30 protein-coding genes are annotated in these 25,490 nt (G+C 66.0%); 15 read left to right on the top strand and 15 right to left on the bottom strand.

The genetic code is table 11. The features are described from left to right. Positions 1–52: 52 nt before the first annotated feature. From APS40_RS06155 to APS40_RS06110, 10 genes are all read left to right on the top strand, one after another. Entirely contained in the window at positions 53–298 is a 246-nt protein-coding gene (locus tag APS40_RS06155) for an aa3-type cytochrome c oxidase subunit IV (RefSeq protein WP_055046216.1), read from the top strand. A 60-nt stretch (positions 299–358) separates the two neighbouring features. Next, positions 359–1,786, top strand: coding sequence for a Re/Si-specific NAD(P)(+) transhydrogenase subunit alpha (locus APS40_RS06150; protein WP_082434221.1), 1,428 nt, complete (start codon positions 359–361; stop codon positions 1,784–1,786). Next, the gene (locus tag APS40_RS06145) at positions 1,787–2,176 is read left to right on the top strand and encodes an NAD(P) transhydrogenase subunit alpha (protein WP_055046215.1); all 390 of its coding nucleotides are present in this window, start codon (positions 1,787–1,789) and stop codon (positions 2,174–2,176) included. Continuing rightward, a complete protein-coding gene (locus APS40_RS06140; RefSeq protein WP_055046214.1) occupies positions 2,176–2,721 on the top strand; it encodes a hypothetical protein in 546 nt (181 codons plus the stop codon). Before APS40_RS06145 ends, APS40_RS06140 begins: the two co-directional genes overlap by 1 nt. Continuing rightward, positions 2,718–4,124, top strand: coding sequence for an NAD(P)(+) transhydrogenase (Re/Si-specific) subunit beta (locus APS40_RS06135; RefSeq protein WP_442855841.1), 1,407 nt, complete (start codon positions 2,718–2,720; stop codon positions 4,122–4,124). The genes APS40_RS06140 and APS40_RS06135 overlap by 4 nt, the downstream gene beginning before the upstream one ends. Before the next feature lie 234 nt (positions 4,125–4,358). After that, complete coding sequence (locus tag APS40_RS06130; RefSeq protein ID WP_055046213.1) at positions 4,359–5,975, top strand: YIP1 family protein; 1,617 nt, start codon at positions 4,359–4,361, stop codon at positions 5,973–5,975. 62 nt (positions 5,976–6,037) lie between these two features. Continuing rightward, positions 6,038–6,412: a hypothetical protein gene (locus APS40_RS06125; RefSeq protein WP_055046212.1), complete on the top strand. Its 375-nt coding sequence runs from the start codon at positions 6,038–6,040 to the stop codon at positions 6,410–6,412. A 41-nt stretch (positions 6,413–6,453) separates the two neighbouring features. Next, positions 6,454–6,858, top strand: a complete 405-nt coding sequence (locus tag APS40_RS06120) for a hypothetical protein (protein WP_055046211.1) — start codon at positions 6,454–6,456, stop codon at positions 6,856–6,858. A 333-nt stretch (positions 6,859–7,191) separates the two neighbouring features. Beyond that, complete coding sequence (locus APS40_RS06115) at positions 7,192–7,851, top strand: DsbA family oxidoreductase (RefSeq protein ID WP_055046210.1); 660 nt, start codon at positions 7,192–7,194, stop codon at positions 7,849–7,851. 48 nt (positions 7,852–7,899) lie between these two features. Beyond that, positions 7,900–8,718: an alpha/beta hydrolase gene (locus APS40_RS06110; protein WP_055046209.1), complete on the top strand. Its 819-nt coding sequence runs from the start codon at positions 7,900–7,902 to the stop codon at positions 8,716–8,718. Between the two features lie 222 nt (positions 8,719–8,940). Here the strand turns inward: APS40_RS06110 and APS40_RS06105 are convergent, their stop codons facing one another. From APS40_RS06105 to APS40_RS25500, 6 genes are all read right to left on the bottom strand, one after another. Next, complete coding sequence (locus tag APS40_RS06105) at positions 8,941–9,405, bottom strand: DUF992 domain-containing protein (RefSeq protein ID WP_055046208.1); 465 nt, start codon at positions 9,403–9,405, stop codon at positions 8,941–8,943. 193 nt (positions 9,406–9,598) lie between these two features. Beyond that, positions 9,599–9,841: a 30S ribosomal protein S21 gene (rpsU, locus tag APS40_RS06100; RefSeq protein WP_055046207.1), complete on the bottom strand. Its 243-nt coding sequence runs from the start codon at positions 9,839–9,841 to the stop codon at positions 9,599–9,601. Between the two features lie 142 nt (positions 9,842–9,983). Continuing rightward, on the bottom strand, positions 9,984–11,072 hold the full coding sequence (locus APS40_RS06095) for a 5-(carboxyamino)imidazole ribonucleotide synthase (RefSeq protein WP_055046206.1): 1,089 nt from the start codon (positions 11,070–11,072) through the stop codon (positions 9,984–9,986). Continuing rightward, positions 11,065–11,559 carry a 5-(carboxyamino)imidazole ribonucleotide mutase gene (gene purE / locus APS40_RS06090; RefSeq protein WP_156342846.1) on the bottom strand — a complete coding sequence of 165 codons (495 nt, stop codon included), beginning with the start codon at positions 11,557–11,559 and terminating at the stop codon, positions 11,065–11,067. Before purE ends, APS40_RS06095 begins: the two co-directional genes overlap by 8 nt. A gap of 87 nt (positions 11,560–11,646) precedes the next feature. Beyond that, on the bottom strand, positions 11,647–12,363 hold the full coding sequence (locus tag APS40_RS06085; protein ID WP_055046205.1) for a TetR/AcrR family transcriptional regulator: 717 nt from the start codon (positions 12,361–12,363) through the stop codon (positions 11,647–11,649). A gap of 150 nt (positions 12,364–12,513) precedes the next feature. Continuing rightward, positions 12,514–12,909: a YdcH family protein gene (locus APS40_RS25500; protein WP_335338180.1), complete on the bottom strand. Its 396-nt coding sequence runs from the start codon at positions 12,907–12,909 to the stop codon at positions 12,514–12,516. Here APS40_RS25500 and APS40_RS24410 point away from each other — a divergent pair. After that, complete coding sequence (locus APS40_RS24410) at positions 12,908–13,078, top strand: YdcH family protein (protein WP_082434220.1); 171 nt, start codon at positions 12,908–12,910, stop codon at positions 13,076–13,078. The two genes, APS40_RS25500 and APS40_RS24410, sit on opposite strands and share 2 nt — an antisense overlap. 170 nt (positions 13,079–13,248) lie before the next feature. Here the strand turns inward: APS40_RS24410 and APS40_RS06075 are convergent, their stop codons facing one another. From APS40_RS06075 to APS40_RS06055, 5 genes are all read right to left on the bottom strand, one after another. Further along, on the bottom strand, positions 13,249–13,635 hold the full coding sequence (locus tag APS40_RS06075; protein ID WP_055046203.1) for a VOC family protein: 387 nt from the start codon (positions 13,633–13,635) through the stop codon (positions 13,249–13,251). Positions 13,636–13,654: 19 nt separating this feature from the next. Continuing rightward, on the bottom strand, positions 13,655–14,428 hold the full coding sequence (locus tag APS40_RS06070) for a sulfite exporter TauE/SafE family protein (RefSeq protein WP_055046202.1): 774 nt from the start codon (positions 14,426–14,428) through the stop codon (positions 13,655–13,657). Positions 14,429–14,461: 33 nt separating this feature from the next. Next, positions 14,462–16,342, bottom strand: a complete 1,881-nt coding sequence (locus APS40_RS06065) for a monovalent cation:proton antiporter-2 (CPA2) family protein (RefSeq protein WP_055046201.1) — start codon at positions 16,340–16,342, stop codon at positions 14,462–14,464. A gap of 21 nt (positions 16,343–16,363) precedes the next feature. Further along, positions 16,364–17,086: a DUF1013 domain-containing protein gene (locus tag APS40_RS06060; protein ID WP_055046200.1), complete on the bottom strand. Its 723-nt coding sequence runs from the start codon at positions 17,084–17,086 to the stop codon at positions 16,364–16,366. 96 nt (positions 17,087–17,182) lie between these two features. Continuing rightward, complete coding sequence (locus tag APS40_RS06055) at positions 17,183–18,238, bottom strand: NAD(P)H-quinone oxidoreductase (RefSeq protein WP_197279447.1); 1,056 nt, start codon at positions 18,236–18,238, stop codon at positions 17,183–17,185. Positions 18,239–18,356: 118 nt separating this feature from the next. Here APS40_RS06055 and APS40_RS06050 point away from each other — a divergent pair, with 118 nt between their 5' ends. The 3 genes from APS40_RS06050 to APS40_RS06040 all read left to right on the top strand — a co-directional run bounded on the left by APS40_RS06050 (position 18,357) and on the right by APS40_RS06040 (position 19,814). Next, the gene (locus APS40_RS06050; protein WP_055046199.1) at positions 18,357–18,542 is read left to right on the top strand and encodes a DUF1192 domain-containing protein; all 186 of its coding nucleotides are present in this window, start codon (positions 18,357–18,359) and stop codon (positions 18,540–18,542) included. A gap of 290 nt (positions 18,543–18,832) precedes the next feature. After that, positions 18,833–19,357 carry a protease adaptor protein RcdA gene (gene rcdA, locus APS40_RS06045; RefSeq protein ID WP_055046198.1) on the top strand — a complete coding sequence of 175 codons (525 nt, stop codon included), beginning with the start codon at positions 18,833–18,835 and terminating at the stop codon, positions 19,355–19,357. Between the two features lie 43 nt (positions 19,358–19,400). Then, positions 19,401–19,814, top strand: coding sequence for a GFA family protein (locus APS40_RS06040; protein ID WP_055046197.1), 414 nt, complete (start codon positions 19,401–19,403; stop codon positions 19,812–19,814). Between the two features lie 81 nt (positions 19,815–19,895). On the opposite strand, the gene rpmE is transcribed toward APS40_RS06040, so the two are convergent. After that, positions 19,896–20,117, bottom strand: coding sequence for a 50S ribosomal protein L31 (gene rpmE / locus APS40_RS06035; protein ID WP_055046196.1), 222 nt, complete (start codon positions 20,115–20,117; stop codon positions 19,896–19,898). Positions 20,118–20,287: 170 nt separating this feature from the next. On the opposite strand from rpmE, the gene APS40_RS06030 reads away from it, so the two are divergent. Beyond that, positions 20,288–22,132 (top strand): ABC transporter ATP-binding protein, encoded by a 1,845-nt coding sequence (locus APS40_RS06030; RefSeq protein ID WP_236884208.1) that lies wholly within the window; start codon positions 20,288–20,290, stop codon positions 22,130–22,132. Positions 22,133–22,472: 340 nt separating this feature from the next. On the opposite strand, the gene APS40_RS06025 is transcribed toward APS40_RS06030, so the two are convergent. From APS40_RS06025 to APS40_RS06015, 3 genes are all read right to left on the bottom strand, one after another. Continuing rightward, on the bottom strand, positions 22,473–23,498 hold the full coding sequence (locus tag APS40_RS06025) for a peptidoglycan -binding protein (RefSeq protein ID WP_055046195.1): 1,026 nt from the start codon (positions 23,496–23,498) through the stop codon (positions 22,473–22,475). 15 nt (positions 23,499–23,513) lie between these two features. Next, the gene (locus tag APS40_RS06020; protein WP_055046194.1) at positions 23,514–24,509 is read right to left on the bottom strand and encodes a hypothetical protein; all 996 of its coding nucleotides are present in this window, start codon (positions 24,507–24,509) and stop codon (positions 23,514–23,516) included. 158 nt (positions 24,510–24,667) lie between these two features. Then, positions 24,668–25,459, bottom strand: coding sequence for an inositol monophosphatase family protein (locus APS40_RS06015; RefSeq protein WP_055046193.1), 792 nt, complete (start codon positions 25,457–25,459; stop codon positions 24,668–24,670). Positions 25,460–25,490: the final 31 nt, after the last annotated feature.

Here is a 25,490-nt window from a genome sequence, read left to right as displayed (position 1 = left end):
TGATGGTCCGAGGGTCGGTGTCCCGAGAGACGATCAATCGACTGAGGACCTGATGGCCAAGAAACCTGCCGCCGCTGCCACGCACGAACTGCCGCCCGCCATGGACTATGCCCAGCACGAGGCGACCTATGCCGGCTTCATCACTTTCGTGAAGTGGGGCATCGTGTCGATGGTGTTCGTGGTGCTGTCGCTCTACGCCTTCATCGAAGCGCATCAGCCGATCATCGGGGCGTTGCTGCTGCTGGCCATTCCAGTGCTCATTGTCGGCGTGATGGTGATGGGATCCCGCCGCAACTGACGGCGGGATTTTTCCATGCGGTGACCGAAACGGTCCGCAACTGACCCTCTGGAGACGTCCATGAAGATTGCAGTGTTGCGGGAACGCGCCGAAGGGGAGACGCGTGTCGCGGCGACGCCCGAGACGGTCACCAAGCTGATCGGACTGGGAGCCGATGTCGCCATCGAAGCGGGAGCTGGAGAGCTCGCCCGTTTTCCCGATGCCGACTATGCCAAGGCAGGCGCCAGCGTCGGCTCGGCTGCCGCCGCGATCACGGGGGCGGACATCGTCCTCACCGTGCGCCGGCCCGCCACCGCCGGCCTCGCCGGCGTATCCCCGGGTGCGCTGGTGATCGGCGCGATGGATCCCTATGGCAACGAGGCCGAGATCGCGGCGCTCGCCAAAGCCGGGGTCACCGCTGTCGCCATGGAGTTCATGCCGCGCATCACCCGCGCGCAGGTGATGGATATTCTCTCCAGCCAGGCCAACCTCGCCGGCTACCAGGCGGTAATCGATGCCGCCGGGGCGTTCGACCGCGCCATGCCGATGATGATGACGGCGGCCGGCACGGTGCGCCCGGCCAAGGTATTCGTCATGGGCGCCGGCGTCGCGGGGCTGCAGGCCATCGCTACCGCCAAGCGGCTGGGCGCGGTGGTGACCGCCACCGACGTGCGCGCCGCTGCCGGCGAGCAGGTGGAATCGCTGGGCGCCAAGTTCATCATGACCGAGGCGCTGAAGGATGCCTCGGGCAGCGGCGGCTATGCGCGCGAGCTGACCAAGGACGAGCAGGCTGCGCAGGCCGAACTGGTCGCCGGTCACATCGCCAAGCAGGATATCGTCATCACCACGGCGCTGATCCCTGGCCGTCCGGCGCCCAAGCTGGTGACCCGGGCCATGGTCGAATCGATGGCGCCAGGCTCGGTGCTGGTCGATCTCGCGGCCGAGCGCGGCGGCAATATCGAGCTGACCCAGCCGGGCAAGACCATCACCACCGCCAATGGCGCGACGATCATCGGCTTCACCAATGTCGCCGGCCGGCTCGCCACCTCGGCGAGCCAGCTCTATGCGCGCAACCTGGTCTCCTTCCTCGAGACGCTGATCGACAAAAAGCAGAAGGCGCTGGCGGTAAACTGGGACGACGAGCTGGTGAAGGCCACCGTGCTCACCCGCGATGGCGCCATCGTCCACCCCAGTATCAAGCTCGATGCGGCTGCGGCCGCGGCAAAGCCCGCTCCGGCCAGGGCGGCTGAACCGGCCAAGACCGGCGCCACCGGCAAGGCCGCTGCGCCACAAAAGGCTGCCGCGCCAAAGGCTGAGGCTGCACCTGCGGCGCCCGCCAAAACCGCGGCGGTGGCCAAAGCCGCTGGCGGCAAGGTGAAGGCGGCGCCGGCGGCCAAGGCGGCGGCGCCCAAAAAGGCAGCTGCCGGGTCGGCTGCGAAAGCCGCGACCGAGCCGTCGACCGCCAAAGCCGCAGCCGCGAAACCTTCGACCGCCAAGGGGAAGAAGTAAATGGAACAGACCGCTGCAACCACTGCAGACGCCATCACGGCCGCGGTCAGCGCCGCGACCGGTGGCGCCATCGACCCGTTCGTCTTCCGCCTGTCGATCTTCGTGCTCGCCATTGCGGTGGGCTATTATGTGGTATGGAGCGTCACCCCGGCGCTGCACACCCCGCTGATGAGCGTGACCAACGCCATCTCCTCGGTGATCGTGGTGGGCGCGCTGCTCGCCGTCGGCGTGCCGTTGGCGGCCGACAGCAACTGGGTGTCGAAGCTCTTCGGTTTCCTCGCGCTGGTGCTCGCCAGCGTCAATATTTTCGGCGGCTTCCTCGTCACCCAGCGCATGCTGGCGATGTACAAGAAGAAGGAAGCCCCGGCCGGCAAGGCGGGGAAGCAGTGATGTTGAAGCGTCTTCTCGCTGCCGCCTCCCTGGTCGCCGCCCTCGCCGCACCCGCTCTTGCAGCAGAGTTCACGGCCGAGCAGCTCGAAGGGCTCGCCGCCCGCATCGAGAGCTTCGATGCGGCAATGCAGGCCAGCGACATGTCCGAAGTGATGGACGTCGTGCCGCCCAAGGTGCTCGACCAGATCGCGGCCAAGTTCAACGTCACCACCGAGCAGTTGATCGAAGCGACGCAGCAGCAGATGGATCAGGTGCTCAAGGACGTGAACATCGTCTCGTTCGGCATGGATCTCGAAGCGGCCGAGTTTCTCGAGACCGCTGACGGTACGCCCTATGCGCTGATCCCCACCGAGACGGTGATCGATATGGGCGAAGCCGGCGGCAAGCAGAAGGCCAGCTCGTCCACCCTTGGCCTGCTCGATGAAGACACCTGGTACCTGGTGCGTGTCGAGGACGCGCAGCAGGTCGCGATTCTCAAGGAAGTCTATCCCGCCTTTGCCGATGTGGAGTTCCCCACCGGCAGCATGGAGCCCGTCACGGAATGATCGACGCCAGTTTCGCCGCCGTTCTCTATCTCGTCTCGGGCGTCCTGTTCATCTTGGCGCTGCGCGGGCTGTCGAGCCCGGCCTCGTCGCGCCAGGGCAACACCTTCGGCATGGTCGGCATGGCCATCGCCATCGTCACCACGCTGCTGGTGGCCGGGGTATCCGACTGGCTGAGCTGGGTGCTGATCATCGGCGGCCTCGCCATTGGCGGCGGCATCGGCGCGGTGCTGGCGCGCAAGGTCAAGATGACCGACATGCCGCAGCTGGTCGCCGCCTTCCATTCGCTGGTGGGTCTGGCGGCGGTGTTCGCCGCGGCTGCGGCGCTCTATGCGCCCGAGGCGTTCGGCATCGGCACTGTGGGGCATATCCACGCCCAGGCACTGATCGAGATGAGCCTCGGCGTCGCCATCGGCGCCTTCACCTTCACCGGCTCGGTCATCGCCTTCGCCAAGCTCAACGGCAATATGAGCGGCAAGCCGATCATCCTGCCGTTCCGCCACATCATTCACATCGCGCTGGGGCTGCTGCTGCTGGTGCTGATCTGGGCGTTCGCGGTCACCGTCGACCCCGTGTGGTTCTGGGCCATTACCCTCGTGGCGCTGGTGCTGGGCGGGTTGATGATCATCCCGATCGGCGGCGCCGACATGCCGGTGGTCGTCTCGATGCTCAACTCCTATTCGGGCTGGGCGGCGGCTGGCATCGGTTTCACATTGGGCAATACCGCGCTGATCATCACCGGTGCGCTGGTCGGCTCGTCCGGCGCGATCCTCAGCTACATCATGTGCAAGGCGATGAACCGCAGCTTCATCTCGGTGATCCTGGGCGGCTTCGGTGGCGACAGCGCCGCGGCCGGCTCGGGCGAGGAGGAGACGCGGCCGGTCAAGCAGGGCTCGTCCGACGACGCGGCGTTCATGATGAAGAATGCCGGCAAGGTCATCATCGTGCCCGGCTACGGCATGGCGGTGGCGCAGGCGCAGCACGCGCTGCGCGAAATGGCCGACCTGTTGAAGGCCGAAGGCGTCGAGGTCAAATACGCCATCCACCCGGTGGCCGGCCGCATGCCCGGCCACATGAACGTGCTTCTGGCCGAAGCCAATGTGCCCTATGACGAAGTGTTCGAACTCGAGGACATCAACTCCGAGTTCGCGCAGACCGACGTGGCCTTCGTCATTGGCGCCAACGACGTGACCAACCCGGCGGCCAAGACCGACAAGACCTCGCCGATCTACGGCATGCCGGTGCTGAATGTCGAAGACGCCGGCACTGTGCTCTTCATCAAGCGCGGCATGGCGGCGGGCTATGCAGGCGTCCAGAACGAGTTGTTCTTCCGCGACAACACCATGATGCTGTTCGGCGACGCCAAAAAGGTCACCGAAGACATCGTCAAGGCGTTGGGGCACTAGAACGTTTCGCCGTTTCACCGAAACGGCGAAACGCTGCAGTTCGTTGATTTCGTCGCGCTTTCGAACAGGAAAGTCTGCAACTTTTTCTGAACGCGCTCCCAGGAGCCTGCAGTTTTATCGAAGCGCTCTGACTTGCTTCCGTCAGCGCCAATACTGAACTAGAGTCGCCCCGAGGGCGGCTCTTTCATTTCAGGACTTGCGAGATCGATCTCCCGGCTGCCCGTGGGGACAGCCATGGCAAGACAACCTGTAGCCAAACCAGCGGTCGAGCCGCTCAAGCGGCAGGCCATCGTCGTGGTGCATGGCCAGGGCCAGCAGCGGCCGATGGGGACGATCCGCGATTTCGTCGCGGCGTTGTGGGCATCCAACCCGGATGTCACGCCCGACCCGCCTTACAGCAAGGACGACACCTGGATCGTGCCCGACAGCAAGAGCGGGCTCTACGAAATGCAGCGGATCACCACGCCGCCGCATGACCAGGGGCGGCGCACCGATTTCTTCGAGCTCTACTACGCCGACCTCCTGGCCGATACGCCGCTGAGGAACCTCTGGCGCTGGCTGGAGCGGTTGTTCTGGATCAGCCCGGCGCAGGTACCCAAGCGCATGTATGGGCCGTGGCTGGCGTTCTGGCTGCTGTGCCTCGCCGGCATTGCGATGACGCTGTGGGTGATCCTCGAAATCCCGCAACTGCTGCAGGCGAACTGGCTGTCGCCGTTCCAGGATCGCAGCCGGGTCGACGCCTTGTTCGGCCTCGCGGTGATTGCAATCGCCGTTCTGGCGCTGGTGCTGCCAAAGTTCTTTCCCGCGACGGCGGAGGCGAAATCGATCCCCCGCGGGGTGATCCTCGTCGCCCTGATCGTCGGCGTGGGCTTCATTTCGTGGCAGACGCCGGTGATCGTTGCCGCGCTGATCGTGGGTGTGGTGCTGTACCTGTTCACCAACGACCTGCTGCCGCTGTTCGGCGACGCCGCGAGCTACCTCAGCGCGCAGACCGAGACGGTGCGCAGCCGCCAGGCGCTGCGGGAGCGTGGCCTGTCGCTGCTCAAGGCCCTCCACGACGACCGCGAGTATGACCGGATCGTCATCGTCGCCCACTCGCTGGGGACGGTGCTGGCCTACGACTTGCTGCAGCTGCTCTGGCATGCTGTCGGCCCCACCAAGGACAATGCCCCCGATGCAGACGCCGTTGCTGCCATCGAGGCGGTGGAGCGCTTTGCGACGAAGCCGGCGCCGGCTTGGACGCCTGACGACGTCGAGACCTACCAGGCCCTGCAATGGGCGGCGTTCTCGGCGCTGCGGCGACAGAAGCCGGCGGAGCCGGCGCCCGCCGACAAGCCGGCCGGACAGTCGGGCTGGAAAGTCAGCGATTTCGTCACCCTCGGTTCGCCACTGGCCAATGCGGAGTTCCTCATCACCGAAGGCGCCGAGGATTTGAAGCGAATGAAGCACGAGCGGGTGTTGCCGATCTCCCCGCCCGAGCCGCGCGGCGACGCCGAGGGCTTCATCTACGAGGAGAACGGGCGGATGGTGACGCACCATGCCGCAGTGTTCTCTACCGTGCGTTGGACCAACATCTACGACGAGTTCGACCCGCGCTGGTTCCTCAACGGAGATGTCATCTCCGGGCCGATCGGCGAGCTGTTCGGCCCGGGGATCAAGGACATCAACGTGACCATCCTCGACAACGGCAAGCGGGGCTTCAGCCACAATCTGTATTGGGTCGATACCCGGTCGGAGCGGGCTCGCCCCGGAGCGCCGATTTACCCCGATGACTCCCACAAGGTGCGCGCGGAGGCAGCGTCGCCGCAGGTTCGGTATCTTCGCGAGGCCGTCGGGATGAGCCGCAGCTAGCCGATGCTCGAACCTGGTTTACCTCGCGGTGCCTAGCCGAGACCGGGGTCGCATCGCCGGCTTTGCCGCCGCTGCGGGCGTGGCGCTCGGCCTGCCGGTGCTGCGGGCTGGTGGTCGGGCTCGGCTTCGGCACGCTGATCAATGAGACGCGCTGGCTTTGCGACGCGCTGCGCTGGGGTGGCGTCGCCTACCTGGTCTGCCTCGGTCCGCGCACGTCGCAACTGTTCGGCCTCACCCTGGCGTATGTCGCGGTAGCTACGGCCATTCACATCGGGAGTGTCCTGCCCGCCAGCACGCTGCAGCCGGTGCTGTCGTCGGACCGGATCCGTAGCCGGGCCGGCATCGTCTTCGGCGTGACGCTGGTGCTCATCGCCATCTGGCTCGCCATCACCACCCCGGAGCTGATGACCGGGGCTATTGACCTCAACTTCACTTGAGGTCGTATCCAGTCTGCCTTCCAGCAAAGGGCTCGGCAGTCATGGATCTCACCTTCAACGCTCTCCTCATCATCCACCTCGCGGCCTTCGGGCTCGCCATCTCCACCACGATTGTCGCGCCGCTGATCGGCGGCCGGATCGCTGCCGCGCCGCCAGAGGCGCGGCCGCTGCTCGGCGGCATCGGCAAGCGCCTTTCCATCAACGCCCGCATCGCCTTCGGCCTGCTGCTCGTCACCGGCATCGCCATGGTCTATGTCCGCTATGGCGGGTTCGAGGGGCAGAGCATCTGGTTCTTCATCAAGATGGGGCTGGTGGTGGTGGTGCTGATCGCCATGATCATCGGCATCGTCGCCAAGCCGGGCACCATCAGCCCCAGGCTGATGGGCTGGATCACCCGGCTGGCCATGGCCGGCATCGTCATCAGCGCGGTGATGGCGTTCAACTAATGGACTTCGGCGTCGGTCCCATAGAAGTCGGTCGATGGTCGGTTCGGCTGCCCGCCCCTCTCCCCTGAGGGCGAGGGCAAGTGGAGCCAGGACCAAGGGTCCGTAGCGAAACACGGTGAGGGGTTCAGCCTCTCAACGAGCGCGTGTGGAGCCGCTTCACCCCTCAACCGGCCGTCGGCCAACCTCTACCCTGAGGGAGAAGGAACAGTGGTGCCTGCCGGTGGTCTCTCCTCGGCCAGGCAGGTCGGCGGATGCAGGTTACCTCGGTGTGCGTTCTTGCGCCGCCGGGGTTGTAGCCTCATGTGTGGCCGGTTCAGCCAATGAGGACCGCCCGTGTCGCGCACCGTCAAGATCGACCTGTTCACCGATACCGTCTGCCCCTGGTGCCTCGTCGGCTCGGCGCGGCTCGACCAGGCGATCGCCGCGCTGCCCGACGATGTGGTGGTCGAGGTGGAGAACCATCCGTTCTATCTCGACCCCAACACGCCGGACGAAGGCGTGGTGGTGGCCGACATGCTGCGCGAGAAATATGGGCGAGATCCCAAGGAGATGTGGGCGCGGGTCGAGGGCGAAGCGAGAAAGACCGGCATCGCGCTTGATCTGAGCCTGCAGCCGCGCTCGTTCCCGACCCGCAAGGGCCACACGCTGGTGCGGCTGGCCAAGGCCAAGAGCACCCAGCACGCGCTGGCAAACGCCATTGCCTGGGCCTATTTCATGGATCACCAGTTGATCAACGACGACGAAGTGCTGGCCGATATCGCGGCCCAGCACGGCTTTACCCGTGCCGAGGCGCTCGATGCGGTGCGCGACCCGCGCGAGCTGGCGATCACCCATGAGCTGGCGGTGGCTGCGGCGCAGCAGGGCATCCAGGGGGTGCCGTTCTTTGTGTTCGACAACAAGTTCGCGGTCTCGGGCTGCCAGCCGGCAGAGGTGTTCGAACGGGCGTTCGAATTTGCGCTCGATCCGGACAAGCTGAAAGCCGCGCAGGGCTGACTTCGCCTCGCCGCCGTGGCATGCCCTCGGGGGAACGGAGGGCATGCGATGAAGCGGTTTGGACGCATAGCGATCGGCATCGGCATTGTTGCCGCGCTGGCTTACCTGCTGGCGCTGGCCGGGATGTTCCTGTTCCAGCGCGACTTTCAGTACGACCGCGGCGGCCGACTGTTTGCCCTGAGCGAGACCAGGCTGGCGCAGGCCGAACTGGTGCGCATCCCGAGCGCCGCCGGCTCCTCGCTCGCCGGCTGGTATCAGCCGCCCGCCGCCGGCAAGCCGCTGATCGTCTATTTCCGCGGCAACGCCCAGAGCTTCTCGCGCGAGCATGAGCGCTACGAGGCGTTTGTCGCCGACGGCTACGGCTCTCTCGCCTTCGATTATCGCGGTTTTCCCGGCTCGCCCGGCGAGGTCAGCGAAGCGAACATCCTCGCCGACGGGCTCGCGGCCTACGATTGGGCCGCCGCCAAAGGGTTCCCCATCGTGCTGTGGGGCCGTTCGCTCGGCTCGGGACCGGCGACCTATGTGGCGAGCCTCAGGGACGCGGACGCCTTGCTGCTCGAGACGCCGTTCGATTCCGCGGTCGCGGTCGCGGCAGACCGCTACGGGTTCCTGCCGGTGGGGCTGTTGATGGCCGACCAGTTCCCGGTCGACAGCTGGATAAAGGATGTGGCCGAGCCGGTCTTTGTGGCGCACGGCACCGCCGACCGCACCATCGGGGTCAGCCATGGCGAGCGGGTCTATGCGCTGGCGCCAAACCCGGACGAGCTCTGGATCGAGCCCGGGGCAGGGCATTCCGACATGTGGGCGCGGGGGCTGTGGGAGCGGGCGAAGGCGTTCTTCGCGCGAGCTGAGGCGGGGGCGCGCTAGACCCGCTAGACCCGCTAGACCCGCTCGACCGGTGCGGGCTGACCCCCACCCCTGTCCCCTCCCCGCAAGGGGGAGGGAGACCAAAACACTGGCTTCCCAGTCTGCGTCTCCCACCCCCTTGCGGGGAGGGATCAAGGGTGGGGGGCCACAGCCACCGGCTGTCAGAATGAAAACGCCGGCCCCGAAGGACCGGCGTTTCAAACTTCAGCGCAGACGATCAGTTCAGTACAGGGTCAGGCCCGAGAAGGCGACCGAGTAGTTGAGGCCGGTCTGGCCCTGGATCGACCACGGCTGCAGGGCGAAGCCCTTGCGCGAGCCGCCGATCAGCCAGTTGCCGCCGAGGCCGACGCCGAGCGTGGCTTCGGCCGAACCGCCGACATAGGTGCCGGCCAGAGAGCCCTTGCCGTACTTGGTGCTGGAGGCCGAGAACACCAGCCAGACGATCTCGGTGCGGCCCGTCACGCCGATGTCGATGCCGAGCTTCTTGATGTTGCCCTGGTAGCGCTCGGTCTTGTAGCCGTCGCGCTTGAAGCGGCAGGTCATGTCCTTGGACGAGCCGATGATGAACCCGACGCCGGGTTCCACGGTGCAGGTGAGCACGCCGACCTTGACCTGGGTGGCGGCCTGGGCGGCGCCGGCGGTCATGAGCATGACGGCGGCCGCAGCGGCGGCGATGAACTTCTTCATGTTGGAGTCCCCAATGTTTGACGCGTTTATTAGTTCGACCTTCACGTGGGTCGGGAGTCTATCCGTTGCCGCCAACGGCACAAGGCCTCATCCGGTTGCGCAGGAACTGCACGAATATGGACGAATTCTGGCGGTACGTAACAAAAACGCCGCCCTTTTGAGGCGGCGTTCCTGAACCAAATCTGAACGCCTCTTACGGGCGTGCGGGACGCGCCGCCGCGGCGGGGGCGGGCAGGCCGCCTTCACGCTGAGCACGCTTGCGAGCGAGCTTGCGGGCGCGGCGCACGGCCTCGGCCTTCTGGCGCGCCTTCTTCTCGGAGGGCTTCTCGTAGTAGTTGCGAAGCTTCATCTCGCGGAAGACGCCTTCGCGCTGGAGCTTCTTCTTCAGTGCGCGCAGCGCCTGGTCAACATTGTTATCGCGAACAACTACTTGCAAGCGCAACCGCCCTTCGTAATCAGTCAGAACTGTTTGAGGTGAACGCCCCAAAGGAGCGCCGACCGGCTGAACCGGTCATTCGTGGGCGACTATATAGGCCAATCGAAACGGCTTGTCCACACCGGCCAGCACGCGAAAACGCTCATTTTGCGCGCTTTTTCAACGCAACCCGATTGATGTGCCCCATTTTCCGGCCGCGGCGCGACTCGGCCTTGCCATAGGCGTGCGGCCTGACGCTGGGCCCAAGCCGGTCGGGAATGGCAGCGATCTCGTCGCCGATCAGGTTTTCCATCACCACGTCGGCCATGCGGCTGGGGTCGCCCAGCGGCCAGTTCAGCACCGCGCGGATATGTTGTTCGAACTGGTCGGTGATGGCGACGGCCTCGGTCCAGTGGCCGGAATTGTGCACCCGCGGCGCGATCTCGTTGACCAGCAGCCTGCCGCCCGGCAGCACGAAGAACTCGACGCCGAGCACGCCGACATAGTCGAGCGCCACGGCAATCTGCTCGGCGATCTCGACTGCCTTTCTGGCCGTTTTCGCACTGATGTCGGCCGGCACTGTGCTGGTCTTGAGGATGTGGTCGCGGTGGACGTTTTCGGCCGGGTCGAACGCCGCGACTTCGCCCAGCGCGTTGCGGCCCACCACCACCGAGATTTCCTTGTCGAACTCGATGAAGCCTTCGAGCACCAGCGGCTTGGGGGACAGCAGTTCCCACGCCAGCGCTGCGTCCTCCATGTTGCGGACGATGCGCTGTCCCTTGCCGTCATAGCCGAGCCGCGTGGTCTTGAGCACGGCCGGCGTACCGATCTCTTCGAGCTCGGCCTCAAGCCGGTCGAGGTCGGTGATCGCCGCAAAGGGCGCGACGGGGACCCGGTTGATGGTGAGGAAAGCCTTTTCGGCCAGGCGATCCTGCGACACCGCCAGGGCATTGGCGCCGGGGCGCAGCGGCTTGAGGTCGGCAAGCAAGGCGGCGGTCTTCGCCGGAACGTTCTCGAACTCGTAGGTGATTACATCGACGCCGGCGGCAAAGGCGGCGAGGGCGGCCTCGTCATCATAGGCGGCGACGGTCTTGAGCGGCGTCACGTCGAAGGCCGGGCTGTCCGGATCCGGGCAGTAGATATGGGTCTTCATGCCCAGCCGTGCGGCGGCGAGCGCCAGCATGCGGCCAAGCTGGCCGCCACCCAATATACCGATGGTGCTGCCCTGCGGCAGCGGTGAAGCGTCAGACATCGTCGGATGGAAACTCGGGGATGGAGGCGGTCTGGTCGGCGCGGAACTCGTCGAGCGCCGCAGCGACTTCGGGGTCGGAAAGCGCCAGGATCGCGGCGGCGAGAAGCGCAGCGTTGATGGCGCCGGCCCGACCGATGGCGAGGGTGCCGACGGGAATGCCCGGCGGCATCTGGACGATCGAGAGCAGGCTGTCTTTGCCGCCGAGCGCGGCGGTCTGCGCCGGCACGCCCAACACCGGCAGCGGAGTGAGCGCGGCGACCATGCCGGGCAGGTGCGCCGCGCCGCCGGCCGAGGCGATGATCACCTGGAAGCCCTCGGCTTTGGCGCCCCGCGCAAACTCGTACATCCGGTCGGGGGTGCGGTGCGCCGAAATGATGCGCGCCTCGTAGTCGATCTTCAGCGCATCAAGCGTTTCGGCGGCGTGGCGCAGGTTCGGCCAGTCGGACTGGCTGCCCATGATGATGGCGACGGGTGGCGAGGTCGGCACTTAGGTCCCCCGGAAGGCTCGGCTCTCAGGTTTTCACCCATAGGCAAGAGGTCCGTCGAGCGCAAGCGGCTAGCCCTCCACCTTTGGTCAGGCGGCGGTCGGCGGGCGATCGAGCGCGCAGGCCAGCGCATCGAGGCCCGAGCGGTCGGCCAGCTCGATCGAGCCTTCCGGCAAGCCGAGGATGCGATCGATAACGGTGCCCAGGTATTCCATCTTGTAGAGCAGGCGCTGTGACAGCCGCTCGAAATGCAGCCGGTCGCGGGTCTGGTAGAGCTCGACGATCAGCTCGCGGTTGGCCGTCATCAGGTGCAGGATGGTTTCGGCTGCGCCTTCGGGATTGGGGGTGTCGAAGGTCTGCTCGGCGACGCCCTCGACGATGATCCGCGTGAGGATCGGCCGCACCACTTCGGTGACGGCGCGCTGGGTGCGTTCGAACAGCTGCAGGTTCTCGGCCCGGAACATCGGTTCGAACGTGGCGCGCAGCTCGGCGGCGGTTTCCGTCTTGTGGCGGCGGATAGTGCCGAGAAAGCCGGCGAGCTTGGAGAAGGCGTCGAGCGTCGGGTCGGACAGCTCCTGCTCGGCCAGGGCGGAGGTCTGCCGGGCATAGCGGCAGGCGAGGGCCTCGACCAGGTCTTCCTTCGATTCGAAGTGGTGGTAGAAGGCCCCCTTCGACACGCCGACGGCGGCGATGATCTGGCTGACCGAGGTCGAGTCGTAGCCATGCTGCGCGAACAGGCGCTGGGCGGCATCGAGGATTTCGTCGCGGCGCGCCGGCGCCGGCTTCACGATACGAGGAAACGGCATTCCGCCCTCCCAAGGACAGTTGCACGCGCTAGGACCGACCAGCGGTCGGTCAGCTTCTAGCACGCATGCGCCACAATGTGGAGCGCGACGCGCCGACGCAGAGGGTCTTTGGTTAAGGTTCGGCAGCCGGCGGTGCGGGCGGCCTCGCGCTCAGGCGATGATGTCGGGCAGCAGGATATTCTCCAGCTGCACGATGCGGTCCTTGAGGGTGAGCTTGCGCTTCTTCATGCGCTGAATCAGCATCTGGTCGGCATAGCCGGAGGACGAGAGCGTGTGGATGGCGGCGTCGAGGTCGGCATGTTCCTGGCGTTTTGCAGCCAGTTCCAGACCCAGCGCGGCTTCTTGTTCCTTGGTTAGCGGCAGCATCGCAGCGGTCGACCAGGTCCCTCGGCGAGGCGAAATGCCCGTGCCGAAAGGGTTAGCCGATCGGTCGCCGCTTTGCACCTGATTTTGCGTCGGTCGCGAACTGTTGCACGCTTGCACATCGACAGGGCGTGAAATTTTTGTGACCATCAGCGGGTCGAAAAGCTGGAGAGGAGTTGTCATGACGACTGAAGGCCACGTCGAGTCGCTCGAGCGGCGTCACCGGGAATTGGACCGGAAGATCGAGGATGAAATGAGCCACCCCAGCCACGATGACCTGTACGTCGCGGCACTGAAGCGAAAGAAACTGGAGATCAAGGACGAGCTGGCGCGCATGCATAGCGACGCCTGACGAAAACATCCAAGTGCAGTAGTTGAGGGCCACGGCAATCGCCGCGGCCTTTTTTGTTGGGGAAGTGAGGGGGCAGTCGGCAGTCGGCAATCGGCAGTAGGGAGCGGTGAACGGAATGGCAGTGGAGGTCTCTGATTCTTGCGACTGCCGACTGCCTATTGCCGACTGCCTTACCGGAAATCGTTGATCTCGAACCAGTAGCCGTTCGGATCCTCGACGAACACGGCGCGCATGCCATCGGGGCGGGTGTTCACGGCGCCGATATTGCCCTGCATGTCGGAGAACGGGGTGCCCAGCGCCCTGAGGTGTGTGAGCACGGCCTCGAAATCCGGCGCCGAAAGCGCGAAGTGGGTGCGTTTTTCTACATGGGTGCGGCTGATGTCGCCGGCCTGGATGTGGAAGCGCTGGTTGTTGCCAAACTCGAACCAGCGGATATGCGTGCCACCCATGGGGTCGGGCACCTCGCGGATCTGCAGCACCTCGGTAAGGAATTTCGCCGTCTCGTCGAGGTCACGCACCAGCAGCGCGATGTGGTCGAGGCGATAGTCGATGCTCATCTTGTTGCCCCTGTCGCCCTCAAGCGGCGGCGCCGGGCATGAACACCCCGACCGCCCCATCATAGATCAGTTTCAGCGACAGCAGGAACACCAGCCAGTAGGTGAGCTGATAGAACCGCTTCACCGAAATGCGCCGCACCAGCCAGACGCCGACCATCACCCCGACGACCGCCAGCGGCGCGAGGATCGCCGCATGGGTGAGGTTGGAGACGTTGAGCTGGCCGAGGAAGAAGTACGGGACCAGCTTGGCGGTGTTGACGATGGCGAAGAAGAACGCCGTGGTGCCCGAATAGATCACCGGCGTCAGCCGCTGCGGCAGCACGTAGATCTGAAACGGCGGGCCGCCGGTATGGCTGATGAAGCTGGTGAAGCCGGCAAAGCCGCCCCAGAAGGCGCCCCAGGGCCTGGAGGGCGGCAGGCCCTCCAGCTTCTTCCTGAGCGGCAGCAGCGCGTCGAGGATGAACAGCAGCGTGATGATGCCGATGAACAGCAGCACCATGGCGTCGCTGACGAAGCTCCACAGCGCCCAGCCGATCAGCGTTCCCACCATGGCTCCGGGCAGCATGATCTTGAGGATGCGCCAGTCGGCATCCTTGCGGTAGGTCCAGACGGCGATGGCATCCATCACCAGCAGCAGCGGCAACAGCATGCCGGCAGCATCGCGGGCCGGCATCACCAGCGACATCATCGGGACGGCAACCATGCCGAGACTGCCCAGCAGCCCCGATTTGCTCAGGGCGACGATGAAGACCGCGAGGACAGCGACGGTCCAGAAATACAGATCGGGAGGCATGGGAAGGGGTAACCGGAAGAGAAACTGCAGCAGCTAGTCGGACGTCCGCGGCGCCGGCTTGTCAATATCACCTTCAGCAGCATCGGCGGATTGCTGCCGGTCGGCCTTCATGACGGCATCCAGCATCTCGGTGGAGCGCCTGACGAAGCCGATATAGGCGGCCTGGTCGTGGCGCACCGCGTAACTCTCGCGCAGCATCCGGCTGTCATGCTGCTCGAAGGCCCGGGCAACGCGGCTCGCCTGCTGTTCTTCCTGGCCGAGCGCCACCAGAGCCTGCTCGCCCAGCTTGATCGCGGCGCGGAAGGTCTCGCGCTCGATCACATGCACGCCCAGCGCCATCAGGTCGTGCGCGTGCGAGCGGTCGACGGCGCGGGCGGCGATGATGACATCGGGGAAGTTGCGGCGGATCAGCTCGGCGATCCCGAGGATGCGATCGCCGCCCGCCACCGCGATGACGATCATCTTGGCCTGGTCGGCACCGGCCGCCCGCAGGATCTCGATGCGGCCGCCATCGCCGTAGAACACCTTGACGCCGAAGCGCTTGACCAGCTCGATCTGCGCCGGATCGTCGTCGATCAGCGTCATGCCGAAGCCCTGGGCACGCAGCAGCCGGGTGACGATCTGACCGAAGCGGCCATAGCCGAGCACGATCACCTTGTCCCGCGGATCGGCCACGTCGGGTCCGGGCGGCAGGTCGACCTCGTCGTTCGACGACCGGTTGAGCCGCGGCATCCAAAGCCGGTCGTAAAGGAAGATGAGGATCGGCGTCATCGCCATGGAGAGCGCGACGACGACGGTGAGCAGCTCCACTTCCGGCCCGGACAGGTTGCCGGCGGTACGGGCGAACTGCAGCACCACGAAAGCGAACTCGCCGGCCTGGCTGAGCAGCACCGCCAGCAGCAGGCGCTCGGCCACATGCATCCGGAAGAACGTGGCCAGCACGAACAGCACCAGCATCTTGAGGCAGATCAGCGCCAGCACCAGCGCCACCACCAGCAACGGATTCTCGAGCACCACCCGGAAGGCGATCGACATGCCCACCGTGATGAAGAATAGCCCGAGCAGCAGCCCCTTGAACGGCTGCAGGTTGCTTTCGAGTTCGTGCCGGTACTCGCTGTCAGCGAGGAGCACGCCGCCGAAGAAGGCGCCGAGCGCCGGAGACAGGCCGAGCGTTTCGGTGAGCAGTGCGGCGCCGATCACCAGTGCGAGGGCGAAGGCGGTGAAGGCTTCCGGCACCCGCGTGCGGGCGAGCCAGCTCATCAACGGTCGGATGACGAAGCGCGAGCCGAACAGGGCGGCGATGAAGGCGCCGACCACCACCAGCGCCAACCACCAGTCGATGGGATTGTCGACCACATCCAGCACGTCCTCGCCGATCGCCTCGATCGGCGCGCCGCCCATGGCGGTGAGCAGGGGAATGATTGCGAGGACCGGGATCACCGCCACGTCCTGCACCAGGAGGATAGCGAGCGAAGCGCGGCCGGTATCGGTCTTGGTGATGTTGCGCTGGTCCACCGACTGCATGGCGATGGCGGTGGAACTCATCGCCAGGGCCAGGCCGACCACTGCAGCATCGGCCCATTCGAAGCCGATGACCCGGGCGAGCAGGGCGACGGCGGCACTGGTGGCGGCCATCTGGGTGAGGCCAAGGCCCAAGACCTTGTCGCGCATGCGCCAGAGTTCGGTGCCGTCGACCTCGAGGCCGATCAGGAACAGCATCATGACGATGCCGAACTCGGCGATCTGGTGGATGAGTTCGGTGTCGGAGACCAGCGACAGGCCATAGGGCCCGATCAGCACGCCGGCGGCGAGGTAGCCCAGGATGGTGCCGAGCCCGGCCCACTTGAACAGCGGGACGAGCAGAACGGTTGCCGCGAGGAGGACGAAAATGGCGAGCAGCAGGTTGATTTCCATCTCTGCTGCCCGGCCCTGGAGTTATTCGTCGGAGTCGCCCTTCAGCGACTTCAGCTTGGCGAACACCGAGTCGGCATCCAGCTCTTCTTCGCGTTCGGGGCGGTGTTCGACACCCTCTTCGTCGTCGGCCTGGTCCATGCCGGCGCGGCCGTGGGCGCCGGCCAGCGCTTCCTCGGCGGTCAGCAGCATGGTGCCCTGTTCGGCCATATCGCCCGGCGCGGCGCCCTTGGACGCGCGGCTCACTTCCAGGTCGAGATCGATCTGGCTGGCGAGCCCGAGCGTCACGGGGTCCATCGGGGTGATGTTGGCATTGTTCCAGTGGGTGCCTTCACGCACCGAGTCGATGGTCGACTTGGTGGTGCCGACCAGACGCATGATCTGCGCGTCCTTCATCTCGGGGTGGTTGCGCAGCAGCCACTTGATGGCGTTGGGACGCTCGTTGCGGCGCGAAATCGGGGTGTAGCGCGGCCCCTTGCGCTTGGGCGCGGCGACGCGAACCTTGGGGTCCGAGATCTTCATGCGGTAGTTCGGGTCGGCCTCCGCCTTCTCGATCTCCTCGCGCGTCAACTGGCCGTTCTGCAGCGGGTTCACGCCCATGATGCCGCTGGCGACGTCACCGTCGGCGACGCCCTGCACTTCCAGCGGGTGCAAGCCGCAGAAGGCGGCGATCTGCTCGAACGAGAGCGCGGTGTTGTCGACCAGCCAGACGGCGGTTGCCTTGGGCATCAACAGGGGCGTGGCCATGATCAATATCTCCTTGAGGCGCGGCCGGGTTTTCCGGTCCGCCCCGCCTCGTCGTTCCTAATGAGGGGGAATAGTGCTGCCTATATACGCGCCGGCTCAGGCCGATTCAATCGGATTGTCGCTATTGCCCGGGTGCCGGGCCAGTGTTTCTCCCCATGGCGTGAGCAGGATGAGCTTGCCGTAGTGGTCGGGCTTCTCGAGCTCGCGATGGCCGCGGGCAGCCTCGGCGAGCGGCAGCGCGCGGATGCGCGGCTGCACCAGGCGGCCATCCGCCAGCGCCGGCCAGGCGGTCTTGAAGAGGCTGCGGGCGATGGCCGCCTTTACCTCGCGGGTCTGCGGCCTGAGCGTCGAGCCGGAGAGCGTCAGCTGCTTCATCAGAATGTGACTGGCATTGATCTCCGCCATGGGTCCCGCCAGCGTCGAGACGATGACGATGTGGCCGAAGCGGGCGGAAGCGCGGATGTTCTTTTCCAGCGTGTCGCCGCCGACGATATCGACGACGCGGTCGGCGCCGCGGCCGCCGGTGATCGACAGCGTGCGGGCGACAAAATCCTCGGTGGTACGGTCGATGGTCTCGGCGGCGCCGAGCCGCCGCGCATAGGCGGCCTTCTCCGGCCCCGATACCACCGCGATCGGGCTGGCACCATGCAGGCGGGCGATCTGGATGGCCGCGCCGCCGATGCCCCCGGCGCCGCCATGGATCAGCACCTGCATGCCCGGCGCGAGGCCGGCCCGCATCACCAGGGTCTGCTCGACGGTGAAGAAGGTCTCGGGCAAGGCGGCGGCGCTGGCCATCGACCAGCCGGCGGGAACCGGCAGCACCTGACCGGCCGCGACCGCCACATACTCGGCATAGCCACCGCCATGGGTGAGTGCGGCCACCTCGTCACCCAGCGACCAGCCGCGCACGCCCCTGCCGATCGCGACGATCTCGCCGCCAACCTCGAGGCCGGGCAGCGGCGAGGCATCGGGCGGCGGGTTGTAGGTGCCTCGGCGCTGGCCGAGGTCCGGTGCGTTGAGGCCGGCCGCCGCAACGCGGATCAGCACTTCGCCGGGGCCCGGTTGGGGGGTGGAGAGGCGCGCCGGCTGCAGCACCTCAGGCCCGCCAAACTCGGTGATGGCAATGGCGGTCATTTCGTGCGGGATCGACATGGCTCTAGCTAGGCCCGGCAAGGCGGGGCTGGCAATCGGCGATTTGGCGGTGGCGCCGGGGTTTGCAGCGGTCGGCGGGAGGGCCTAAGTTCGGGAAAAACTCAGCCGGGAGAAGATCATGTTCGATGATGACGCCGTCAAGAAGCCCCGTGGCCACGAGGTCGGCATGCCGATCGACACCATGTCGGTCGAGGAACTCGAGGAGCGGATCGCCATGCTGAACGCCGAGATCGTCCGTTTGCAGCAGGCGATCGCGGCGCGCCAGAAGACCCGCTCGGAGGCGGAATCGCTGTTCAAGCTCTGAGTGGTGTGGGGGCGGTACGCCGGTCACACACTGGCAAGGTTAAGAAAGCGAGTCTCGTTAACCTCGAATTAACACATCGCCATTAACTTAAATCCCATCCAGTTCTCTGGATTTGCAGAGTGGTTTCTCCCTCTGTTTGACGCCTCCCTGTTAACTTTCGAGAGCCGTTTCGACGGCTCTTTTCTTTTTCCGCCAGGCCGGTCATCGTTAAGCCAACGGCAACGGAGCTGGGCGCACAACGGAGTGCGGCCGCACGCGGCGGCAGTATTTTCCGTCACCAGAGCAGCAGCGTGGACGACAGCAGGCAAAAGCAGCAGCCGGTGGCCATCGGGCCCCGCATCGTCGCGTCCGGCGGATTCGACATGCTGTATCGCGACGGCATGGTGCTGATCGAGGAAGTGGCGTCCTATCTCGATGGTGATGGCCGGGCAGAGAGCCGCGGCCTGCCGCGCGAGGCATCGTTCCTCTATGCCACCGAGAGCATGCGCCTCACCACGCGGCTGATGCAGCTGGCCTCCTGGCTGCTGCTGCAGCGCGCCGTGAACGAAGGCGAGTTGACTGCCGAGAACGCCCGCACCGAAAAGGAAAAAGTCCGCTTCTCGGCGACCCCGACCGATCGCGGCGGGCCCGGCTATGATGACATGCCGGCGCGGCTGAGGGAGTTCATCGCCAAGGGCGATCGGCTGTTCGACCGGGTGCAGCAGTTCGACAAGCTCGAGCGGGGCGGGGTGCCCGACTACGCACCGGCCGCGCAGGGCGGCATCGCCGACCAGCTGGCGAGGCTCAGGGCGGCGTTCGGCCGGTTGAAAGAGTAGCCCGGCTGGCCTTACCTTCGGTCGAGCTGACCGAGGTGCAAGGATGACCGAAACATTGACGGGTGGGTGCCTGTGCGGCGCCGTTCGCTACAGCTACCGAGGTGAGGTCGGCGCCGCCGGCTATTGCCATTGCGCGGATTGCCGGCGCGTCTCCGGCAGCGCCTTCGGCGTCAGCGTTCGCGTCGCTGCCGCCGGCTTCAGCGTCGACAAAGGCATGCCGAAGAGTTTCGTCAAAGCGGGCGACAGCGGTCGTCCGGTGGCGCGGTTCTTCTGCGGCGATTGCGGCTCGCCGCTCTACACCCTGCCGCCGCTCCACCCCGACGTGGTGTTCATCAAGGCCGGCAGCCTCGATGACCCCGGTGTGGTAAAGCCCAACCGCCAGGCCTGGATGCGCTCGCGCGTCGATTGGGCCGAGATCGATCCGGCGATCACGTCGTACGAGACCAACCGGGTGTGAGTACTGCCCTGTCCAAGCAGCCTATCAAACAAAAGCCCGGCGCGATGGCCGGGCTTTCTGCATTCGTCGGTACCGTCAGGCTCAGAAGCCGAGGCCCTTGAACTTGTCCTTGAAGCGGGTGACGCGGCCGCCGCGGTCCATCAGGTTGCCCTGCACACCGGTCCAGGCCGGGTGCGTGGTCGGATCGATGTCGAGCTGCAGCGTATCGCCTTCCTTGCCGTAGGTCGAACGGGTCTGGTAGGTCGTGCCGTTGGTCATCGCCACGGTGATCATGTGGTAGTCGGGATGGATGTCGTTCTTCATGGCGCTGCCTCAAATCAAACGGGCGCCACGGCGCCCGGACGAAACGATTGATACGGATTGGCCGGGTTCATAGAGAAAATCCGGGCCCGGCGCAAGGGGAAGCCACGCGTTGTCGCGGGACCGGCAATTCGGTTGCGGCGGGCGCGCCACCTGCCTATATCGGGGACACTTTGAAAAGCACCACGCGCAGCACCATCGGAGCGGCCCCGACCAGCACGCTCGGCAGCAAGGGCGAGGCCCTGAAAGCCGGCCAGCGGGACATCAAGCCGATCCGCCGGTTGATGCCGTTCGTGCTGCGCTATCCATGGCGCCTTACCTTCACCATCGGCTTCCTGCTGGTCTCGACCCTGTCGTCGCTGGTGATCCCGTCGCTGGCCGGCAAGATCATCGACAAGGGCTTTGTCGAACAGAACCTGTCGATGGTCGGCCAATACGGCATGATCGCCATCGGCGTGGCGCTGGTGATGGCGCTGGCGAGCGCCGGGCGGTTCTACTTCATCTCGGTGCTGGGCGAGCGGGTGCTCACCGACCTCCGCCGCAAGGTGTTCGATCACCTGCTGACGCTCGACTCGGCCTTTTTCGACCTGCACCGGGTGGGCGAACTCACCTCGCGACTCAACGGCGACGTGGCGACGATCCGTGGCGCCATCGGCACCAGCCTCTCGATCATGCTGCGCGGCGCGGTGACACTGATCGGCGCGGTGACGCTGATGTTCCTCACCAGCCCCTACCTGGCGCTGACCATCGTCATCGTCGGGCCCGCCATTCTCATCCCGGTGATGCTCTACGCGCGCCGGCTGCGGCGGATGTCGCGGCGCACCCAGGACGCGCTTGCCGACATGTCGGCCATGGCGACCGAGGCGCTGGGCGCCAGCAAGACGATCAAGAGCTTCGTGCAGGAGCCCGAGCAGTCGCGCCTCTATGGTTCGCGGGCCGAGGAATCGTTCGAGGCTGAAGTCAGCCGGGTCGGGGCGCGCGCCGCGCTGCTGGGCGGGCTGCTGTTCCTGTCGACTGCGGCATTGGTGGTGCTGGTCTGGTGGGGCGCCAACGCGGTGTTCACCGGCGTCGTCACCGTGGGCGAGCTGGCGCAGTTCATGATCTATGCGCTGATGGCCAGCAACGCGCTGACCAACCTCTCGGAGATCATGGGGCTGATCCACACGGTGTCCGGCGCCACCGAGCGGCTGGTCGAGATTCTCGATACCGAACCGGCGATCAAGCCGCCACCGCACCCGCAGGCGCTGCCGGTGCCGCCGCTCGGCACCGTGGCCTTCGAGGGCGTCGGCTTTTCCTACGAGACACGCGACAGCGAAGCAGTCGTCTCCGACCTGAGCTTTGCCATCGCGCATGGCGAGACGGTGGCCCTCGTCGGCGCGTCCGGCGCCGGCAAATCGACGATCTTCGCGCTGGTGCAGCGCTTTTACGACGTGAGCCGCGGCCGCATCCTCGTCGATGGGCTCGATGTGCGCGATGTCGAACCTGAGCAGTTGCGCCGCCGCTTCGCCTATGTCGAGCAGGAGCCGACGATCTTTGCCGGCACCATCGCCGACAACATCCGGTTCGGCCGTCCCGAGGCGAGCTTCGCCGAGATCGAGGCGGCTTCGAAGGCGGCGCTGGTGCACGACTATGTCGCCGATCTCGCCAATGGCTACGACTCGATCGTGGGCGAGCGCGGAGTGATGCTGTCGGGCGGGCAGAAGCAGCGGCTGGCGATCGCCCGCGCCCTGCTCAAGGACGCGCCGATCCTGCTGCTGGACGAAGCGACCTCGGCGCTCGACGCCGAAAGCGAGCGGTTGGTGCAACTGGCGCTGGAGCGCCTGATGGCCGGTCGCACCACCCTGGTGATCGCGCACCGGCTGGCGACTATCCGCGATGCCGACCGCATCCTGGTGCTGGAGAAGGGCCGCCTGATCGACCAGGGCACGCATGACCAACTGGTGAAGAAGGGCGGCAAATACGCCGAACTGGCGAGGCTGCAGTTCCGCGCCGAGCTGCAGCGGGAAGTGGCAGAGTAGAACTCCCGCGTCTCTCCGGACATCTCCCCGCCAAGGGCAGGGCTATCGCATATGCCGGTGATGGGCACCGCTAGCCTTCTCCCCTTGTGGGAGAAGGTGGCGCGCAGCGCCGGATGAGGGGTCCGCGCAACGAAGTGTAGCGCGCTCGGAGCGTAAGCGACGAGCGTCTGGAGTACGCGGAGAGAACCCCTCATCCGCCCCGCAGAGACGGCCTTCGGCCGTCTGCTGCTTGCGGGCACCTCGCGGCGAGGGCGTTCGCCCTCGTCCGCTGACCACAAGGGGAGAAGGCACTCACTCCACCGGCGGTGGGTAAGGGGAGAGATGAAGAGAGATCAGGCCCTTACTCGGTCAACTTGAACTCGATGCGACGGTTGCGGCGATAGGCTTCGTCGCTGTCGCCTGGATCGATCGGGGAGAACTCGCCGAAGCCGGCCGGCACCAGCCGGTTGGCCGGCACGCCCTGGGTGATCAGGTACTTGGCCACTGCGATGGCGCGCGCCGCCGACAGCTCCCAGTTGGAGGGGAACTCCGGCGTGTTGATCGGGCGCTTATCGGTATGGCCGTCAATGCGCAGCACCCAGTTCACGTCGGCCGGGATCTGCGTCTGCAGCTCCCTGATAGCGCTGGCAAGCTTGGCGAGTTCGGTCTGGCCCTCGGTCGAAATAGCGGCCTCGCCGGCATCGAACAGCACTTCGGACTGGAACACGAAGCGGTCGCCGACGACGCGGACATCGGCGCGGCCCTCCAGCACCTGGCGCAGCTTGCCGAAGAAATCCGAGCGGTAGCGGCTCAGATCCTGCACCCGCTGTGCCAGCGCCAGGTTCAGCCGGCGGCCGAGATCGGCGATCTGCGTGCGGTTGGCCGTTTCGGTGGCCTCGGACGCCTGCAGCGCCTGCTCGAGTGCGGCCAATTGGGTGCGGAGCGCCGCGAGCTGCTGGTTGAGCAGCGCCACCTGGGCGGTCGCCTCGCGTGACATGTCCTGTTGCGCGGCGAGATCGGATTCGAGCTGGGCGATGGTCGCGTCCTTGCCGTCGCTGCCGGCCCCGGCGCCGGCCAGCTGCGCCGCCATCTGGTCGCGCTCGGTGGTGGTCGAGGACAGCGTCGCGGTCAGCGTCGCGATGGTGGATTCGAGATCGCTGGAATTCACCTTCTCGAGCTGCAGCAGCTCGGTCAGTTCGGCGATCTGGGCGTTGAGCCGGCTCATCGCCGTGTCCTTGCCGCTGATCTCCTGGCCGAGGAAGAACTGGCTCAGCATGAACAGCGAGAGCAGGAAGATGATGACCAGCAGCAGGCTCGACAGGGCGTCGACGAAGCCCGGCCAGTAGTTGGTGACCTGGGAGCGGCGCGATCGGGTCGACATGGCCATGGCAGGGTCTCCCGGCTAGTTCGGGCGCCGGTCGGAGTCGCCCTCGCGCAGCATGGCTTCCATCAGTTCGCGGAGCTTCTTGTTGGTTTCGCCCTGCTGGATGATGTGGCCGCGCAGGTCCTCCTGTTCGGCCTTGATGTGCTTGACCAGCCCATCGATGCCGCGCGCCAGTTCCGCCATGGCGCGAATGGCATTCTGCGACGAACCGGAATTCTGCAGGGTGGAGCCGAACTGCGCCAGCATCGCCGACATCTCGTCGCCCGAGACCCCGAGGCCGGTGGCCTGCATCTGGGTAATCGGGTGGTCGAGTTCGGTCATCGAGGTCATCCAGTCCTCGAGGTCGGTGTAGAAGGCGTTCTGGGCCTGGCTGGCCTGCAGGTCGAGGAAGCCGAGGATCAGCGAGCCGGAGAGGCCGAGCAACGACGCCGAGAAGGCGGTGCCCATGCCGCCGAGCGGGGCCGCGAGGCCTTCCTTGAGGTTCGAGAACAATGTCGCCGTGTCGCCGGCGGTCGCATCCAGCGCCTGGATGGTCGAGGCGACATGGGTGACGGTTTCGAGGAGGCCGTAGAAGGTGCCGAGGAGGCCGAGAAACACCAGGAGGCCGGTCAGGTAGCGCGAGGTGTCCTTGGCTTCATCGAGGCGATTGCCGACGGAATCGAGGATCGAGCGCATCGAGGACGGCGTGATCACCGCCTCGCCGAGCCGGTCGCGCAACAGGTTTGCCACCGGGGCCAGGAGCCGCGGCTGGGTTGCCGGCATGCGGCCTTCCTGCAGGGCGTTGACCCAGTTGATCTCGGGAAACAGCCGGATCACTTGGCGGAAACTCAGGATGATGCCGATGAACAAGGTCAGCAGAATCAGCGAGTTGATGAAGGGGTTGGCCCAGAAGAAGATGAGCAGCTGGTTGGCGAGGATGGCGGCGACCAGCGCCACCAGCACCAGGAAGATGACGATCTTGACCAGATAGACCGCGGGGCTCGCCAGGCGATACGGGTCGTAAGTCTGCGACATGTCGCGGCCCCCATGCTCGAATGAAATCCGGCCCGACAATAGTGCGCTTCGGCGAAGCCACGCAACGGTCGGCCACCGGCAAAGCCGGTTAACCCCATGAAATCCCGGCAATGCGACCTGAGGGTGACCGGGGCATGGCGCCGCGGTGGTGCGGCCCGCTAGTTGACGGCCTTGACGATCTTCAGCAGCTGCGCCTGGATGGTTTCATTGCCGGCGATCACCTGACCGTTCCAGGTCGAGCCGGCGGTGCCGGCATAGTCGGTGACCGCGCCGCCGGCTTCGCGCACCATCAGCAGACCAGGCGCCACGTCCCAGGGGGCGAGACCGGCTTCCCAGTAGCCATCGAAGCGGCCGGCGGCGAGCCAGGCGAGATCGGTGGACGCCGAGCCGGTGCGGCGGATCCCCGATACGGCCGGAACGACCTGGGTCAACTGCTTGAGCTGCAGCAGGTCGAGGGCACGCCCGCGCGAATTGATGCCGGTGACGACGACGGCATCGGCGAGATGCTTGCGGTTGGCGACGCGCAGGCGCTTGCGGTCGTTCAGCCAGGCGCCGCCGCCCTTCTCGGCAGTGAACAGCTCTTCCATCGCGGGGTTGTAGATCACCGAAGCGACGATCTCGTTGTTGCGCTCGAGCGCGATGGCGCAGGCGAACATCGGGATGCCGTGGAGGAAATTGGTGGTGCCGTCGAGCGGATCGACGATCCAGCGGTGCTGGCCGTCGGTGCCCTTCACCTCGGTGCCTTCCTCGCCGAGGAAGGAATAGGTGGGGCGGGCCTTCTGCAGCTCGTTGAAGACGATCTCCTCGGCGCGCTTGTCGGCGTTGGAAACGAAATCGGCCGGGCCCTTGACCGAGACCTGCAGGTTCTCGACCTCGCCGAAATCCTTGGCGAGCGAGCGGCCGGCTTTGGTAGCGGCCTGGACCATGACGTTGAGAAGCGCCGAGCGCATGGGGAAAACTCCGCGCGAGAAACCGGAAACG

It is taken from the genome of Devosia sp. A16 (assembly GCF_001402915.1).
Taxonomy (GTDB): domain Bacteria; phylum Pseudomonadota; class Alphaproteobacteria; order Rhizobiales; family Devosiaceae; genus Devosia_A.
The sequence above is the reverse complement of the archived record's forward strand: the minus strand, read 5'-3'. Positions and strand labels throughout refer to the sequence as shown.

Excerpts from the sequence above, each read along its gene's own strand:
- APS40_RS06155 (WP_055046216.1), top strand. The coding sequence starts at position 53 with ATGGCCAAGAAACCTGCCGCCGCTGCCACGCACGAACTGCCGCCCGCC.
- APS40_RS06150 (WP_082434221.1), top strand. The coding sequence starts at position 359 with ATGAAGATTGCAGTGTTGCGGGAACGCGCCGAAGGGGAGACGCGTGTC.
- APS40_RS06145 (WP_055046215.1), top strand. The coding sequence starts at position 1,787 with ATGGAACAGACCGCTGCAACCACTGCAGACGCCATCACGGCCGCGGTC.
- APS40_RS06140 (WP_055046214.1), top strand. The coding sequence starts at position 2,176 with ATGTTGAAGCGTCTTCTCGCTGCCGCCTCCCTGGTCGCCGCCCTCGCC.
- APS40_RS06135 (WP_442855841.1), top strand. The coding sequence starts at position 2,718 with ATGATCGACGCCAGTTTCGCCGCCGTTCTCTATCTCGTCTCGGGCGTC.
- APS40_RS06130 (WP_055046213.1), top strand. The coding sequence starts at position 4,359 with ATGGCAAGACAACCTGTAGCCAAACCAGCGGTCGAGCCGCTCAAGCGG.
- APS40_RS06120 (WP_055046211.1), top strand. The coding sequence starts at position 6,454 with ATGGATCTCACCTTCAACGCTCTCCTCATCATCCACCTCGCGGCCTTC.
- APS40_RS06110 (WP_055046209.1), top strand. The coding sequence starts at position 7,900 with ATGAAGCGGTTTGGACGCATAGCGATCGGCATCGGCATTGTTGCCGCG.
- APS40_RS06105 (WP_055046208.1), bottom strand. The coding sequence starts at position 9,405 with ATGAAGAAGTTCATCGCCGCCGCTGCGGCCGCCGTCATGCTCATGACC.
- APS40_RS06095 (WP_055046206.1), bottom strand. The coding sequence starts at position 11,072 with ATGTCTGACGCTTCACCGCTGCCGCAGGGCAGCACCATCGGTATATTG.
- APS40_RS06085 (WP_055046205.1), bottom strand. The coding sequence starts at position 12,363 with ATGCCGTTTCCTCGTATCGTGAAGCCGGCGCCGGCGCGCCGCGACGAA.
- APS40_RS24410 (WP_082434220.1), top strand. The coding sequence starts at position 12,908 with ATGACGACTGAAGGCCACGTCGAGTCGCTCGAGCGGCGTCACCGGGAA.
- APS40_RS25500 (WP_335338180.1), bottom strand. The coding sequence starts at position 12,909 with ATGACAACTCCTCTCCAGCTTTTCGACCCGCTGATGGTCACAAAAATT.
- APS40_RS06075 (WP_055046203.1), bottom strand. The coding sequence starts at position 13,635 with ATGAGCATCGACTATCGCCTCGACCACATCGCGCTGCTGGTGCGTGAC.
- APS40_RS06070 (WP_055046202.1), bottom strand. The coding sequence starts at position 14,428 with ATGCCTCCCGATCTGTATTTCTGGACCGTCGCTGTCCTCGCGGTCTTC.
- APS40_RS06065 (WP_055046201.1), bottom strand. The coding sequence starts at position 16,342 with ATGGAAATCAACCTGCTGCTCGCCATTTTCGTCCTCCTCGCGGCAACC.
- APS40_RS06060 (WP_055046200.1), bottom strand. The coding sequence starts at position 17,086 with ATGGCCACGCCCCTGTTGATGCCCAAGGCAACCGCCGTCTGGCTGGTC.
- APS40_RS06055 (WP_197279447.1), bottom strand. The coding sequence starts at position 18,238 with ATGTCGATCCCGCACGAAATGACCGCCATTGCCATCACCGAGTTTGGC.
- APS40_RS06050 (WP_055046199.1), top strand. The coding sequence starts at position 18,357 with ATGTTCGATGATGACGCCGTCAAGAAGCCCCGTGGCCACGAGGTCGGC.
- APS40_RS06040 (WP_055046197.1), top strand. The coding sequence starts at position 19,401 with ATGACCGAAACATTGACGGGTGGGTGCCTGTGCGGCGCCGTTCGCTAC.
- rpmE (WP_055046196.1), bottom strand. The coding sequence starts at position 20,117 with ATGAAGAACGACATCCATCCCGACTACCACATGATCACCGTGGCGATG.
- APS40_RS06025 (WP_055046195.1), bottom strand. The coding sequence starts at position 23,498 with ATGGCCATGTCGACCCGATCGCGCCGCTCCCAGGTCACCAACTACTGG.
- APS40_RS06020 (WP_055046194.1), bottom strand. The coding sequence starts at position 24,509 with ATGTCGCAGACTTACGACCCGTATCGCCTGGCGAGCCCCGCGGTCTAT.
- APS40_RS06015 (WP_055046193.1), bottom strand. The coding sequence starts at position 25,459 with ATGCGCTCGGCGCTTCTCAACGTCATGGTCCAGGCCGCTACCAAAGCC.